We start from the raw sequence: 15074 nt of genomic DNA, 5'->3' as shown, positions 1-15074 counted from the left end.
CAGGCCGCAGACCCTCAGGGCTGCGGCCTTTGCTTTTCAAGGGTCAGTGTGCCTCTTCCAGCAGCTCCGCCCAGGTCTTCGGATTGTCACCGTTGAGCGGATTGGCGGGCGAGCGGCGGTAGTTGATCGTCTCGAAGCGCATGGCCAGCGTGTCGATCATCAGCAGCCGCCCGGTCAGGCCGGAGCCGATGCCGGTGATCTCCTTGATGGCTTCCAGCGTCTGCAGCGTCCCGGCAAGACCCGTCAGCGCCCCCAGAACGCCGGCCTCGGCGCAGGTTGGCAGATGGCCGTCTGCCGGACGCTTCGGGAAGAGGCAGCGGTAGGTCGGGTTGGGCGTGCCGTCCGCGCCGGTTTCATGGGGCTTCAGCAGGGTGATGGTGGTGTCGAAGCGCCCCACGGCAGCCGTCACCAGCGGCTTGCGGGCAAAGAAACAGGCATCGGACACCAGATAGCGGGTGGCGAAATTGTCCGATCCGTCGATGACCAGATCATAGCGCTGGACCAGCTGCATGGCATTGTGGCCCGCGAGCCGCACCGGATGCGGCTCAACGGACACATTGGGGTTGAGCCGGGCAATCGCTTCGGCCGCGCTCGACACCTTCGGCTCGCCCAGATGCTCCGTGTCATGGATCACCTGCCGCTGCAGATTGGAGAGCGACACCGTGTCGTCATCGACGATGCCCAGCGTGCCCACGCCCGCCGCCGCCAGATACTGCAGCACCGGCGCGCCGAGCCCGCCCGCGCCGATGACAAGCACGCGCGCGGCCTTCAGCTTCTGCTGGCCCGGCCCGCCCACCTCCTTCAGCACGATGTGACGGGCATAGCGCTCCAGCTCTGCGGGAGAAAACATGACGGATCCTGTCTGTGTCTGGAAAGCCCGTCAGCCGAGCATGCGGCTGACGAGGCGGGCCGTGTAATCCACCATCGGGATCACACGGGCATAGTTGAGGCGGGTGGGGCCGATGACGCCCAGAACGCCGACGATGCGCTGCTCCCGGTCCCGGTAGGGCGAAACCACCAGCGACGAGCCGGACAGCGAGAACAGCTTGTTTTCCGAACCGATGAAGATGCGTACCCCGTCGCCCTTCTCGGCAAGGCCGAGCAGCTGGATGAGGTCGCGCTTGTTCTCAAGATCATCGAACAGCAGGCGCACCCGCTCCAGATCCTCCGCCACATCCACATCGGTGAGCAGGTTGGACTGGCCGCGCACGATCAGCCTGTCGCTTTCACCGCCCTCCCCGGCCCAGACCGCAAGGCCGGCCTCGACGATCTTCTGGGTCAGGCTGTCCAGTTCGGCCTGGTTGGCCTCGCGCAGGCGCTCCAGTTCGCGGCGCACATCCGACAGGGTGCGGCCCTGGATCTGGGCATTGAGATAGTTGCCCGCCTCGATCAGCGCCGACTGCGGCAGGCCGGCGGGCAGGTCGATGATGCGGTTCTCCACCGAGCCATCTTCCCCCACCAGAACGGCGAGGGCCTTCAGCGGCTCGATGCGGATGAACTCGATCTGGCGCAGGCGCACATCCTGCTTGTGGGTCAGCACCACGCCCGCCCCGCTGGAAAGCCCCGACAGAAGCTGGCTCGCCTCCGTCAGCACGTGCTCCATCGTGCCCTTGGTGTGGCTGGAGGCGCGCACCTGCACGTCGATGCGCTCGCGCTCCTCCTGCGAAAGATCCCCCACCTCCAGCAGCGCGTCGATGAAGAAGCGCAGGCCCGTTTCGGTGGGCAGGCGCCCGGCGCTGGTGTGCGGGGAATAGAGCAGCCCCAGATGCTCCAGATCGGCCATCACGTTGCGCACGGAAGCCGGTGACAGCGACATGCCGAGGCCGCGTGCCACATTGCGCGAGCCGACCGGCTCGCCGGTGTCCAGATAGGTCTCGACGATGGAGCGGAAAATCTCGCGGGACCGCTTGTCCAGATCGGTCAGGCTCACGTATCCAACCTCATCCTCTGCCGGGTTTCGTGCTCTGCCAGCTTCGGGCAATTCACGGCTCTTCTGCAAGATATAGGACCAAAATGGCCGCAGAGTGCAAGCAGGCCTTTACGGCTCTCGGGTCTCAGGGCTACAAGCGCGGAAAGATCTGTGGGCCAGTGCGCTGTACCGGCCATTTTCAAGTCAGGAGCCAGATATGCGTCCGTCCAAACGCGCCGCCGGTGAGCTGCGGTCCGTCACTCTGGAGCGTGGTGTGTCCAAGCACGCCGAAGGCTCCTGTCTGGTGAAGTTCGGTGACACGCACGTCCTGTGCACCGCCAGCCTGGAAGAGCGCGTGCCCTCCTGGCTGCGCGGCCAGAACAAGGGCTGGGTGACGGCCGAATACGGCATGCTGCCGCGCGCCACCGGCACGCGCATGCGCCGCGAGGCCTCCTCCGGCAAGCAGTCCGGCCGCACGCAGGAAATCCAGCGCCTCATCGGCCGCTCGCTGCGCGCCGTGGTCGATCTGGAAGCCCTCGGCGAGAACCAGATTTCCATCGACTGCGACGTGATCCAGGCCGACGGCGGCACCCGCACGGCCGCCATCACCGGCGCATGGGTGGCCCTGCATGACTGCATCGAATGGATGCGCGCCCGCGAGATCGTCAAGAAGCCGGTGCTGAAGGACCATGTGGCTGCCATTTCCTGCGGCATCTACAAGGGCAACCCGGTGCTGGACCTCGATTATGAGGAAGATTCGGCTGCCGAGACGGACGCCAACTTCGTGCTGACCGGCACTGGCGGCATTGTCGAGATCCAGGGCACGGCGGAAGGCGCACCCTTCTCCGAGGAAGAGTTCAAGGCGCTGCTGGATCTCGCCCGCAGCGGCATCGGCCGCCTGATCGACCTGCAGAAAATGTCCATCCTGTGAGGCACCCCATGGCACACCGCAAGCTGGAGCCGGGCCGTCTGGTCGTGGCCACCCACAACGCCGGAAAGCTGCGCGAAATCCGCGAGCTGCTGGGCCCCTATGGCTTCGATGTGGTTTCCGCCGGCGAGCTGGATCTGCCGGAGCCGGAAGAAACCGGTACCACGTTCGAGGCCAATGCGGAGCTGAAGGCCCGCGCAGCGGCGGAGGCTTCCGGCCTGCCGTCGCTGGCCGATGACAGCGGCTTCTGCGTGGCCGCTCTCAATGGCGATCCCGGCATCTATTCCGCCCGCTGGGCCGGTCCGGAGAAGGATTTCTCCATGGCCATGCGCAATGTGGAAGAAAAGCTGCAGCAGGCCGGTGCCGTGACGGCCGAAGACCGGCGCGGGTCCTTCGTCGCCGTGCTGTGCCTTGCCTGGCCCGATGGCCATGTGGAGTTCTTCCGCGGCGAAGTGGAAGGCCAGATCGTATGGCCGCCGCGCGGGCTGCAGGGCTTCGGCTATGACCCGATGTTCCAGCCCGATGGCCACGAGCGCACCTTCGGCGAGATGACTTCGGCGGAAAAACACGGCTGGTCGGCCACCACCCCCGCCCTGTCGCATCGCGCCCGCGCCTTTGTGACCTTTTCGAAGGCCTGCCTGGAGCAAGAATGACCACCACCCCGGACGGCGGCTTCGGCATCTATGTGCACTGGCCCTTCTGCGCGGCCAAGTGCCCTTATTGCGACTTCAATTCCCACGTCCGGCACCAGCCGGTCGATCAGGACCGCTTTGTTGCGGCTTTTGAGCGGGAGCTGGCGCATTTTGCTGCCTGGACGCCGAACCGGACGGTGCAGTCGATCTTCTTCGGCGGCGGCACGCCCTCGCTGATGCTGCCGCGCACGGTGGAGCGCATTCTGGAGGCGATTGCCCGGCACTGGGCGATTGATACGGACGTGGAAATCTCGCTGGAGGCAAACCCCTCCAGCGTCGAGGCGGAACGTTTCCGCGGCTACCGGGCGGCGGGCGTCAACCGGGTATCGCTGGGCGTGCAGGCGCTCAATGATCAGGACCTGCGCCAGCTTGGCCGTCTGCATGACGTGGCCGGGGCGCTGCAGGCCATCGAGATTGCCCGCGAAACCTTCCCGCGCCTGTCCTTCGACCTCATCTATGCCCGGCCCGGCCAGACGGTGACCGGCTGGGAGGCAGAACTGCGTCAGGCGGTGAAACTCGCCGCCGATCACCTGTCGCTCTATCAGCTGACGATCGAGGAAGGCACGCCCTTCTTCAACCTCTATCAGGCGGGCAAGCTGATCGTACCGGACCCGGATCTGGGCGCCGAATTCTACGAGCTGACGCAGGATCTGACCGCCGATCTCGGCCTTCCGGCCTATGAGGTGTCGAACCACGCCCGCCCGGGCGCGGAATGCCGTCATAATCTCGTCTACTGGCGCTACGGCGATTATGTGGGCGTCGGGCCGGGTGCCCATGGCCGCCTGTCGCTGGGCGCCACCAAGCGCGCCACAGCCATCGAGCGCCACCCGGAAACATGGCTTGCCCATGTGGAGGAGCGTGGCCACGGCATGGTGGAAGACCTGCCGCTGAGTGACGAAGAGCAGGGCGATGAATATCTGCTGATGGGCCTGCGGCTGATCGAGGGCGTCGACATGCGCCGCTACGAGCGGCTGTCCGGCCGCTCCATCGACCCGCGCCGCCTCAACGACCTGCTGGAGCATGGCATGGTCGAGAAGCTGGACGAAACCCGTGTCCGCGCCACCCGCGACGGCTTTTTCGTGCTGGATGCAGTCGTGGCGGATCTGGCGGCCTGAGCGGATTGTGTATGTGTGGCTAAGGAATTGTGTTCGTGCCCCAATGCAAAATTTTCACGGGCATCTGTGCTTCGCGTCAAAATATAGAACAAAAGAAGAACATTCTTAGTCCCTTATGGCTAGCTCTGTGGACAAAGGTGGCCTACCGTCCATACGACTCCAAACGAATCTCGTTATAGCTTAGCTTGGGTTGTGTGTTTCGATCTTGATGATCGAGAGACATCTGAGATCGGCGTTGAAAATCTCACCCTTCAGCGCCGACCTCAGAATCAAAATGACCCGCATAAGCAACTAGCCATCGCAAACGGGTCACCTGGAGAGAAGGAACCGATATCCGCAGCCCCCCTTTACACGGAAAAACGATATCGTGTCCCTCCTTCCGGGACAAGTGCGATAGCGCAATTTCAAGGAGTTTATCCGCTATGGATATGCCCCCTCTTGTTGTGCCGCCTCCGCGCAAGCGGAAATCATCCACCGTAACGCCGGAGAAAGCTGCGATCATCAAAGCGCTGCTTAAAACCGGTATGTATCAGCACGAAATCGCCGCTCTTCTCGAAATGAACCAAGGAAGAGTAAGTGAGATCAATACGGGAAAAAAATTCCCAGAGATTGAACCTCTTCAAGGCGATCTGTTCGGCTGATGAACAATGGCCCCGCGCTATGTGCGGGGCCTACCCATCGGGAAAATATGCACGAGGGCCTTACGTCGTAGGCAGTGTTGTCCTTTCGGAACCAGACCAGATAACCGGCGATCCGTCCGCCTGCCGTCAGGACAGCCCCGCCGGGGGCTTCAACTCGCGGGCAATAAGTCCTTAAGCAAAATAGGATTTCCCTCTATTTTCATGCTGCACTGCGACAACAGCGGTGCAGCAAATAGTCTTTCGTATGATACAGGGCCCTCAACTGGCTTCACGGGCTGTCAATCTGTTGGTGTCAGGCTGTTCACAATCGGGCTATTGATGCAGAGGGCAATATCAGCCTATTCTGCTGCAATGCCAGAAGCCGGGCTTGATATACGCGGGTGAGACAGCGCGTGTTCGCCGGGCCAGCGACGAAGGATCAGAAGTGTTGCCCTTCTATCATCTCTACGAGATCAACCATGCCGCCATGGGCCCGGTGCGTGCCGCAGCGGACGCAACACGGCTCTATTTCCAGAACCCGTTCAACCCGATGAGCCACACGCAGCTCGGCCGTCAGGTTGCGGCGGCCTGCGAAGTGCTGGAGCGCACGACGCGGCGCTATGGCAAGCCGGAATTCGGTCTGCCGGAAACCACCATCGGCGGCATGAAGGTGCCGGTGAGCGAGCGCGTGGTCTGGCGCCGCCCCTTCTGCGACCTCCTGCATTTCGAGCGCGGCACCCCCCAGCGCCGCAATGACCCGAAGATCCTGATCGTGGCGCCCATGTCCGGCCACTATGCCACGCTGCTGCGCGGCACGGTGGAAGCCATGCTGCCGCGCGCCGATGTCTACATCACCGACTGGATCGACGCCCGCATGGTGCCGCTCTCGGACGGCAAATTCGATCTGGATGACTACATCGACTACGTCATCTCCATGCTGCATTTCCTCGGGCCGGACACCCATGTGGTGGCCGTGTGCCAGCCGTCCGTGCCGGTGCTGGCGGCTGTCGCCGTGATGGAAGCGCGCAACGACCCCTATTCGCCCTCGACCATGACGCTGATGGGCGGGCCGATCGACACCCGCGTCGCGCCGACTGCCGTCAATGATCTGGCCATGTCCAAAGGCATCAACTGGTTCAAGCGCAACGTCATCATGCAGGTGCCGTTCCCGCATCCGGGCATGATGCGCTACGTCTATCCGGGCTTCCTGCAGCTTTCGGGCTTCATGAGCATGAACCTCGACCGGCACGTCATCGCCCACCGCGACTTCTTCAAGCATCTCGTCAAGGGTGACGGTGACAGCGCCGAGAAGCACCGCGAATTCTACGACGAATATCTGGCGGTAATGGACCTGACGGCCGAGTTCTATCTGCAGACGGTGGAGACCGTGTTCATCGAGCACTCCCTGCCGCTGGGCAAGATGAAGCACGGCGACACGCTGGTGGATTGCGGCGCCATCCGCAAGACCGCGCTGCTGACCATCGAGGGCGAGAAGGACGACATCACCGGCCGTGGCCAGACCCGTGCCGCACATACGCTCTGCACCAGCCTGCCGGACGACATGAAGGTGCATTACGAGCAGCCGAATGTGGGCCATTACGGCGTGTTCAACGGCTCGCGCTTCCGCGCCGAAATTGCCCCGCGCATGATCGACTTCATCCTGACCCATTCCCAGGCCAACCGCGACCGCCTGAAGAAGGCTTCTGCCGCCAAGCCGGCCGCTCCGGCCGAGGTGAAAAAGCCGGTGGCCGAAGCACCCAAGGCCGAAGCTGCGCCGGCGCCCAAAGCGGAGGCGGCTGCCGCCGCTGCAAAGCCAGAGCCGAAGGCTGCCGTGGCTGCGAAGGCCGATCCGCTGGCCGAGATCCTGCTGGCCAAGCCGCAGGGCGTTGCCGACAATCTCAAGGCCATCACCGGCGTTGGCCCCAAGCTGGAAAAGGCCCTGAATGAAGCGGGCATCTTCCACTTCTGGCAGATCGCAGGCCTGACGGATGCGCAGATAGAGGCGCTGGACGACCGTCTGGACTTCCGGGGCCGCATGGCCCGCGACAATTGGATCGAACAGGCCCGCAAGCTGGCTGAAACGGTCGCCTGAGACACGGCCTGATACCAGATCAGAGATCAGACCCGGCCCCGCATCCCGAAACGCCCGCTTTACGGTGGGTGATCAGGGCGGGGCCGGGTTTTTTCATGTCTGCTGCCGGGTCCGGTGAACGGCGAACGTTCCGTCCAAGCCGTTGATTCAATAAATCCTTCTGCCTTTGCGTCAAATTCCGCAGGCAGGCCGGAACCCCGTGTAACCGGCACAGGACTTCATGATGTTCTTGAAAGGCCGGGCCGCCGCCCCCACGTCTTTGTCTGTTGAAATCCGAAAGGGGATGACGATGACTGGGAACACTGTGTTGAGGCCTGGCTGGAACGGGGCAAGCATCGCGCTGATGGTGCTGGGCTTCGTGTTGTTCTGGCCGCTCGGACTGGCAATGCTTGCCTATATTCTTTGGGGTGACCGCTTCCAGACGCTGTTTCAGGACGCGCGTGACCAGTGGAACAGAAGCCCGATCAAGAGCGCGGTGAACACCATGAATACGGGAAGCTTTGGCCGGACCGGCAATGTGGCCTTTGACGACTACCGGGAGCGCGAGCTGAAGCGCCTGGAAGAAGAGCGTGCCAAGCTCGATGCCATGCGCGCCGAATTCGATACTTTTCTGCGCGAACTGCGCCGGGCGAAGGATCAGGAAGAATTCGACCGCTTCATGTCTGCCCGCGGCCGCAGCTCCGGCACCACTGGCCCTGCCTGACCGTACGGTCCGGTACGGCGCACCACGCGGGAAGCGGCGCACCTTGCGCCGCTTTCGCCGTTTATACCAAGACGGAACGAGTGAGCCTCAGTGCCTTGGTACCGGGTGTCATTCCCACCTGCGCGGGGCTGACAAGGTGAGGGTGAATGCGCTGCAAGCCACTCCCCCCGCCTGCAAAACCGGATACCCTCTGATACGGTCGAATCACCTCCCGCAGCGCCTGTCTGCGGGCCTTGCAGGAAAGCGGAATGTTCTCACGGCTGCGGCGGCCTGTTTTTCCGGACCACATCGTGCTGCCGCTGAGCGGCGGCGAGATTGCCGTGCGCCTGCGGCCTGATCCGCGCGCGCGGCGCTATCTGCTGCGCCTGCCGCATGACCAGTCCGGCCCGGTGCTGACCATCCCCAAGGGCGGTTCGCTCTCCACCGCCCAGCGCTTTGCCGAAAAGCACGCCGGCTGGCTGGAGGAAAAGCTCGCGGCCCTGCCGCAAACAACCCCCTTTGCCGCCGGATCGGTTGTTCCCGTCCGGGGCGTCCTGCACCGGATCGAGCCTTCCGGCCGCCTGCGCGGGCTGGTGACGGCGGGGCTTGATACAGAAGGTCATCCGGTGCTCAGCGTGCCCGGCGCTGCCGAACATACGGGCCGCAAGGTGGCCGACTGGCTGAAGCGGCAGGCGCGGGCCGATATCGAAGCAGCCGTGGCCCGCCATACGGCCACGCTGGGGGTGAAGGCCACGGCCATTTCCCTGCGCGACACCCGCAGCCGCTGGGGTTCCTGCGCCTCGAACGGACGTCTGTCCTTCTCCTGGCGGCTGATCCTCGCCCCGCCGGAGATCCTCGATTATGTCGCGGCCCACGAGGTGGCGCATCTGCGGGAAATGAACCATTCGGACCGGTTCTGGGCGCTGTGCCGCCAGCTTGCCCCGCACACGCCCAAGGCCCGCCAGTGGCTGAAGGACGAGGGCGGCAAGCTGCATCTCTTCGGCTGATCAGCCGCCGAACAGCCTTCCGATGAAGCCGAGCGGCCCGCCTTCCGAGGGCGGCGGCGGAATGACCCGGCCATCGGCCCCCACATCCGCCGGGGGAATGGGGGCATTGTCGGTGGGCACGGGGCCGTAATTCTGCGGCAGCTGTTCGGCAACACCCGGAAGCCCCGCCACGGGCAGACCGGCATGCGCCTTGTCCATCGCCGCCTTCCAGATCTCCGCCGGCAGCGAGCCGCCCGTCGCCTTCTTCGTCGGGCTGTTGTCGTCATTGCCGAGCCAGACGGTGGCCGTCAGGTTGCCGGTGTAGCCGATGAACCAGGCATCGCGGAAATCCTGGCTGGTGCCCGTTTTGCCGCCTGCCGGGCGCTGATCGGCCAGCATCGCCTTCTTGCCCGTGCCGGTGACCAGCGTCTGCGCCATCATGTGGTTCATCTGGGCAAGGCGCAGGCCGTCGATCACCTTGCCCGTTCCATCCCCCTGCCGGGCATAGAGCGTGCGGCCCTCCACCGTGCGGATGCGGCGGATGACATGCGGCACAACCCCGTAACCGCCATTGGAAAAGGGCACGTAAGCCGCCGTGATCTCCAGCGGCGTCACCTCCGATGTGCCCAGCGCCAGCGAGGGATTGGCCGCCAGTTGCGAGCGGATGCCCAGCTTCTGCGCCACCTTCACCACCTTTGCCGGACCGGTCTCCACCGCCAGCCGCGCAGCCACCGTGTTGAGGGACATGGCCAGCGCGTCGGTCAACGTGACATCGCCGTAATATTGCTTGGTATAGTTCTGCGGCCGCCAGCCCTTGAGGGAGAAAGGCTCGTCCCGGCGGATCGTGTCCGGCGTCATGCCGCTTTCCAGTGCCGCCAGATAGACGAAGGGCTTGAAGGCGGAGCCCGGCTGGCGGCGGGCGTTGGTGGCGCGGTTGAACTGGCTCTTCTGATAATTCCGGCCGCCGACCATCGCCCGCACGGCCCCAGCCGTGTCCATGATGACGATGGCGCCCTGGGAGACGCCGAGCTCCCGGCCATGGGTGTTCAACGCGCCAACAAGTGCGGATTCCGCTGCCAGCTGCATGGCCGGATCAATGGTGGTGTCGACGATGATGTCGCTGTCGATGGATCCGGCAAACTGCGGCAGCAGGTCCATCACCCAGTCCGCCACATAATTGGCGCTGGCGGTGTTCCTGTCGCTGACCACCTGCGCGGGCTCGCTCATGGCGGTCCGGGCGGCCGCTGCATCAATGAACCCGGCATCGCGCATGGCGGTCAGAACCACCTTGGAACGCTCATAGGCCAGCTCGGGATTGCGCGTGGGGGCATAGCGGCTGGGCGCCTTCAGCAGGCCCGCCAGAACGGCGGCTTCCTGCAGGGTGACCAGCCGCGCCGACTTGCCGAAATAGCGCCGCGCAGCCGCATCCACCCCATAGGCGCCGGCGCCCAGATAGACGCGGTTGAGATACATCTCCAGGATCTCATCCTTGGAGTATTTGGCTTCCAGCCACAGCGCCAGCACCACTTCCTGCACCTTGCGCTTCAGGGTGCGGTCAGGCTCGAGAAACAGGTTCTTGGCCAGCTGCTGGGTCAGCGTCGAGCCGCCCTGCACCAGATTGCCGGAGGTGAAATTGACGGTGAAGGCGCGAACCAGACCGATCGGGTCCAGCCCGAAATGGTCTTCGAACCGCCGGTCCTCGATGGCAATCACCGCCTGCGGCAGATAGGCCGGAAGCTGCTCCAGCCGCACGGCCTCGCCGCCGGTGTCGCCCCGGTTGGCCAGAAGCTCGCCGGTGGTGGCGACGATCTTCACATTGGGCGGGCGGGCCGGAACCTTCCATTCGGAGGTGGGCGGCAGATGGGCCGCGTAATAGACGACCACACCGGTGGCGGCGATACCGCCCCAGATGGACAGGACGAAGCCCCAGTAGAACAGCTTGCGGATCAGCCAGAACAGCGGATTGGACGAGCGGGCGCGGCTGCGCCGGGCTTTCTTTTTGGCCTTGCCCTTGCCGCCTGCCTTTGCGGGCCGCTTGCGGCGGGGGGCGGGGGCGTCGCTGTCGTCAGCGCGCGGGCGCCGGGGCCGTCTGGCCGGGCGCTCTGCCGAAACGTCACCGGTTCCCGGGCGCACATCGTAAAGATCGCCGCTGGCAGAGCCAAACGCCGGTTCAATCCGATTGCTGCCTGCCGGGCGGCGTGCCATGAGCCTCTCGTCACTCTGCGGGCCTGCGCGGGGAGCACAGGCAGTCTGCATCAAACTAGAGCGGCTGGTTTAAGGCGGCGTTAAGCCTTGGGCGCCGGATGAGGCGTGGATGCGGAGCCCCGCAAACAAAAACCGCCGCCCCGGAGAGGCAGCGGTCCTTTGGCGTTGGATGCGGATAGTTCGCCAGCTCAGCTTGAGTAGCGCGAGGCGTCCGCACCGTAATAATTCACGTAGCGCTCATTCAGCTGCGTCACCGGCATGACAATGAGAACGTCTGTGGTGCCGAACTGATAGTCGACCACGGCCCCGTCACCGATATAGGCGCCGAGGCGCAGGTAGCCCTTCACCAGCGGCGGCAGTTCACGCAAGGTGGCCTTGTCGTTCAGCTCTTCGCGGGCAACGCGGTTCATCTCGACATAGCGCTCCGCCACGGCGCGCACGCGCCAGGATTCCGGCGCACGGGCATGGTGGTGCAGGAAGGAAAGCTGGTTGGCGATCCGGTCCGGATCCGTGCCCTCGATGGAGGCACAGCCGATCATCACGTCGATGCGGTGGCGGATCACATAGGCCCAGATGCCGTGCCACAGCAGCTCGACCGTGCGCTTGTTGCGGTAGGGCTTGAGCACGCAGGAGCGGCCCAGTTCCAGAAAGCGCAGGCCCGGATTGGCATCGACCAGCGGCTGGATGTCATATTCGCTGGCGGTGTAGAAGCCGCCGTTTGCCTCGGCCACGTCCTGGCGCAGCAGGCGGTAGGTGCCGACGATCTGCGGCTGCAGGCGGCCCAGCTTGTTGCGCTTCATCGAGGCATGGTCAACGACCAGAAGGTGATCGCAGATGGCGTCAAAGGCATCCATGTCGCGGCGGGCGGCGAGGGTCTGCGCATCGGCGATGGCGGACATTTCCTCGTAGAAGACGTGATAGCGCAGGCGCTGCGCCTTCTTCACCTCACGCGCGGTGCGGGCGAGGCGCACCTCCAGCGATCCGACACGGCCAAGGGAAAGATCGCCGTAAAGGCCTGTTTCGCCATGCAGAGACTTGGCGAAACCTGGGAAAAAGCGCGCGGAAATGCCCTGTTCGCCCATCATCGGCACGAACTTCTGCACGAGCTTGCGCGGAGAAAATAGACCTGGCCGCATCATTGAGATTCGGTCCCCTATCTGCCTCGGTTGTTTCCCACCGGGGGCCCTGCGAAACCGTTGCCGCAGGCCTCGTTTGTCCTGTCAGATTGCTGCGCCGCTGCAGTGATTCTCATCCCCTTAACCGGCGAAACCCTGATCTTGCCGTAGACCATAGTTTTCCAACACTAGCATGACAACGGCCAGCGTTCACAATATTTCGTGACGGTAACAATCCGGGAGCGGCACTATGTCCGGGAGGGCAGATTTTCCAATGCGTCTTCAACGGCTTCGCGGGAAAGCGGTTTTGTGAGGAAACCGGCAACACCGCTCGCTCTTGCCCGGTCGCGGGCGGCCGGCATCACGTCCGCCGTGACGATCAGCACCGGCACATGCGGGCGCCCGCGGGCGGTTTCGATCTCGCGAATCTGGGCCATGGCATCCAGCCCGTCGAGCCCCGGCATGTGCAGGTCCATCAGGATGGCATCGAAATTCTGCTCGCTGGCCGCGCGCCAGGCCTCCAGACCGTCGGGCACCACCGTCACCTCATGGCCGAGCTTGCGCAGCAGCGCTTCGCCCAGAAGCCGGTTGATATCGTTATCCTCGGCCAGCAGCAGCCGCAGCGGCCGGGCCGGAGCAAGCCGGTGCGGCGCGCCGGGAATGCGCTCGGGCGGCAGATCCACGGCCGCTTCCCAGGCCAGCGTTTCACCGCCTTCGCCCATGAGGCTGGCAATGATGCGCCGGAGCGTGCGCCCGCGCACGGGCCGCACCAGATAGGCGGAGAACCCTGCCTCGCGCAGCCGGTCCAGCCGGTCCCGCTCCTGCGGGGTCACGAGAACAATAGCCGGCGCCACGCAGCCCGCTGCCCGGGCCGTGGCCAGCCAGCCCGCGCCATCGGCCACCGCGCCATGCTCCAGCAGCACGAGGTCCGCATGGGGCAGGGCATCGGCCAGCGTGTCGTCTCCCGGCTGCACCAGCTGCACCCTGGCGCCATGGGTGGTGAACTGCAGCGCCAGCGCTTCGCCCTCGATCACGCCCTGTGACACGATCACAATGCGGCGGCCTGTCAGGCATTCAAGACCGGCATCACCGGCAGCATCGGGAGCTTCGGGCAGCGGCAGGCAGATGCGGAAGACGGCACCCTTGCCTTCCTCGGCCACCGCTTCCACCGTGCCTTCCATCAGCCCCACGAGCCGGCGGACGATGGCAAGCCCAAGCCCCGTGCCGCCATAGCGGCGGGCAGGGCCGTGGTCCACCTGCTCGAACTCGCCGAACAGCCGTTCGGCATCCGCCGCCGAAAAGCCGATGCCGGTGTCGCGCACTTCCAGCGTCAGCAGGCTGCCGCTGCCCTGCGGCGTGATGGCGAGGCTGATGAGGACGCCGCCCTCTTCGGTGAACTTGATGCCGTTTCCGGCCAGATTGAACAGGATCTGCCGCAGCCGGTTGGCATCAGCCGTTACGATACGGGGAATTGCCGGGTCGGCGGTGAAGCCGATCTCCAGCCCCTTGGCATGGGCACGCGGCGCCAGCAGTTCCACCACATGCTCAGCGAGGCTTTCGAGGTCCACCGGTCCCGGCTGGATCGTCAGTTTGCCGGCTTCGGCGCGGGAGAAGTCCAGCAGCTCGTCGATCAGCAGCAGCAGCGTTTCGCCGGAGGTTTCCAGCGCCCGCACATAGGCTCTCTGCTCATGGGTGAGATGGGTGTCGGACAAAAGCGCCGCCATGCCCAGAATGCCGTTGAGCGGCGTGCGCACCTCGTGGCTGACCGTCGCCAGAAAGCGGGACTTGGCCTCGCTGGCGCTTTCCGCATTCTGGCGTGCGGCCAGAAGCTCCTCTTCCATCTTGCGCCGCGCCGTGACGTCACGCAGCACGGTCTGCAGTACCGGCGTTCCACGCGGCCCTTCCCGCACGGTCACGTCGATGCGGGAGAACCAGCGCGGGCCTTCGCGGGTGTCGAGCAGGATATCCCCAAAGACGCCGGTGGCTTCGGCGCTGAGCAGATCCTGCGGCGTATCCGCCAGCGGCAGCTCCAGCTTTTCGCCGGGGCGCGGGCTCTGCTCCGGCCAGAACAGGCTTCCGGCCGCCGGATTGGCATAGATGACGTTTTCTTCCATGTCGCGGCGGATGACCACATCGCCCAGCGCATGGAGAATGCTGGCATGGCGCTCGTCGGATTCGCGCAGCTCCCAGGCGGCATCTTCCAGCTCTTCGATGCGCTGGTTCAGCCGGTGGGTCTCCACTGCTGCTGTGCCGAGTGCGGTCTGCAGGCGGTGGCGGTCATCATGAATGACACAGGCGATGGCGAGCCCGCCTGCGGCAAAACCGAGAACCAGCGCCAGAAGCCGCTCGTAAGGCCCGCCGCCGAGCAGCAGAAGGGCAGCAATCAGCGCCAGAACGCCAATAGCTGCGGCCAGTGTGAGAACCCGTTCGTGACCGAACCGGCGCCCGGCGCGGGTCAGGGCGTCGGGCTCGTCCGGCGCGGATCCGGGCTGACCGGCCTTGCCCTTCGGCGGACGCTTTGCGTCTTTCGGGCTTTGCGGGCGCTTCTGCCCCTCCGGGCGCTCGGGGCCGTCCGGCTGTTGTGCCTTCGGGCCCGTTCCCGCTTCAGCCTTGCTGCCGTTTCCGTCTGCCGATTGCGGTCGCATGCCCTGTCCCCAGCGGCCTGCACGGCAGGCCTGATCCTGATGAAGGCCCGGCAAGGTTCTGCGGGCACAGCCGGAAACAAGCTTG

Annotated in this window: 12 protein-coding genes; 7 read left to right on the top strand and 5 right to left on the bottom strand. The window is 64.8% G+C overall.

Features of this window, described 5'->3' with window-relative positions; all coding sequences use genetic code 11:
• Nucleotides 1-43: 43 nt before the first annotated feature.
• Nucleotides 44-850, bottom strand: coding sequence for a HesA/MoeB/ThiF family protein (locus tag ACVNHC_RS15050; RefSeq protein ID WP_457167765.1), 807 nt, complete (start codon nucleotides 848-850; stop codon nucleotides 44-46).
• A 30-nt stretch (nucleotides 851-880) separates the two neighbouring features.
• On the bottom strand, nucleotides 881-1930 hold the full coding sequence (hrcA, locus tag ACVNHC_RS15045; RefSeq protein WP_058898193.1) for a heat-inducible transcriptional repressor HrcA: 1050 nt from the start codon (nucleotides 1928-1930) through the stop codon (nucleotides 881-883).
• A gap of 196 nt (nucleotides 1931-2126) precedes the next feature.
• Here hrcA and rph point away from each other — a divergent pair, with 196 nt between their 5' ends.
• The 7 genes from rph (at nucleotide 2127) to ACVNHC_RS15010 (ending at nucleotide 9045) form a co-directional block, all read left to right on the top strand.
• Entirely contained in the window at nucleotides 2127-2840 is a 714-nt protein-coding gene (gene rph, locus ACVNHC_RS15040; protein ID WP_122522363.1) for a ribonuclease PH, read from the top strand.
• Nucleotides 2841-2848: 8 nt separating this feature from the next.
• On the top strand, nucleotides 2849-3490 hold the full coding sequence (gene rdgB / locus ACVNHC_RS15035) for an RdgB/HAM1 family non-canonical purine NTP pyrophosphatase (protein WP_457167763.1): 642 nt from the start codon (nucleotides 2849-2851) through the stop codon (nucleotides 3488-3490).
• Nucleotides 3487-4644 (top strand): radical SAM family heme chaperone HemW, encoded by a 1158-nt coding sequence (gene hemW / locus ACVNHC_RS15030; protein ID WP_019964187.1) that lies wholly within the window; start codon nucleotides 3487-3489, stop codon nucleotides 4642-4644. Before rdgB ends, hemW begins: the two co-directional genes overlap by 4 nt.
• Nucleotides 4645-5066: 422 nt before the next feature.
• A complete protein-coding gene (locus tag ACVNHC_RS15025) occupies nucleotides 5067-5285 on the top strand; it encodes a hypothetical protein (protein WP_457167761.1) in 219 nt (72 codons plus the stop codon).
• 466 nt (nucleotides 5286-5751) lie between these two features.
• A complete protein-coding gene (phaZ, locus tag ACVNHC_RS15020) occupies nucleotides 5752-7356 on the top strand; it encodes a polyhydroxyalkanoate depolymerase (RefSeq protein WP_457168250.1) in 1605 nt (534 codons plus the stop codon).
• Between the two features lie 289 nt (nucleotides 7357-7645).
• A complete protein-coding gene (locus ACVNHC_RS15015; protein ID WP_050473670.1) occupies nucleotides 7646-8059 on the top strand; it encodes a DUF2852 domain-containing protein in 414 nt (137 codons plus the stop codon).
• A gap of 248 nt (nucleotides 8060-8307) precedes the next feature.
• Complete coding sequence (locus ACVNHC_RS15010; protein ID WP_457167758.1) at nucleotides 8308-9045, top strand: M48 family metallopeptidase; 738 nt, start codon at nucleotides 8308-8310, stop codon at nucleotides 9043-9045.
• Here ACVNHC_RS15010 and ACVNHC_RS15005 read toward each other — a convergent pair whose 3' ends face one another.
• The 3 genes from ACVNHC_RS15005 to ACVNHC_RS14995 all read right to left on the bottom strand — a co-directional run bounded on the left by ACVNHC_RS15005 (nucleotide 9046) and on the right by ACVNHC_RS14995 (nucleotide 14989).
• Nucleotides 9046-11229, bottom strand: a complete 2184-nt coding sequence (locus tag ACVNHC_RS15005) for a transglycosylase domain-containing protein (RefSeq protein WP_457167756.1) — start codon at nucleotides 11227-11229, stop codon at nucleotides 9046-9048.
• Nucleotides 11230-11417: 188 nt separating this feature from the next.
• Nucleotides 11418-12314, bottom strand: coding sequence for a l-ornithine N(alpha)-acyltransferase (olsB, locus tag ACVNHC_RS15000; protein ID WP_457168248.1), 897 nt, complete (start codon nucleotides 12312-12314; stop codon nucleotides 11418-11420).
• Nucleotides 12315-12592: 278 nt separating this feature from the next.
• Nucleotides 12593-14989, bottom strand: a complete 2397-nt coding sequence (locus tag ACVNHC_RS14995; protein WP_457167754.1) for an ATP-binding protein — start codon at nucleotides 14987-14989, stop codon at nucleotides 12593-12595.
• Nucleotides 14990-15074: the final 85 nt, after the last annotated feature.

This window comes from Pannonibacter sp. Q-1, from assembly GCF_054073275.1.
The sequence above is the reverse complement of the archived record's forward strand: the minus strand, read 5'-3'. Positions and strand labels throughout refer to the sequence as shown.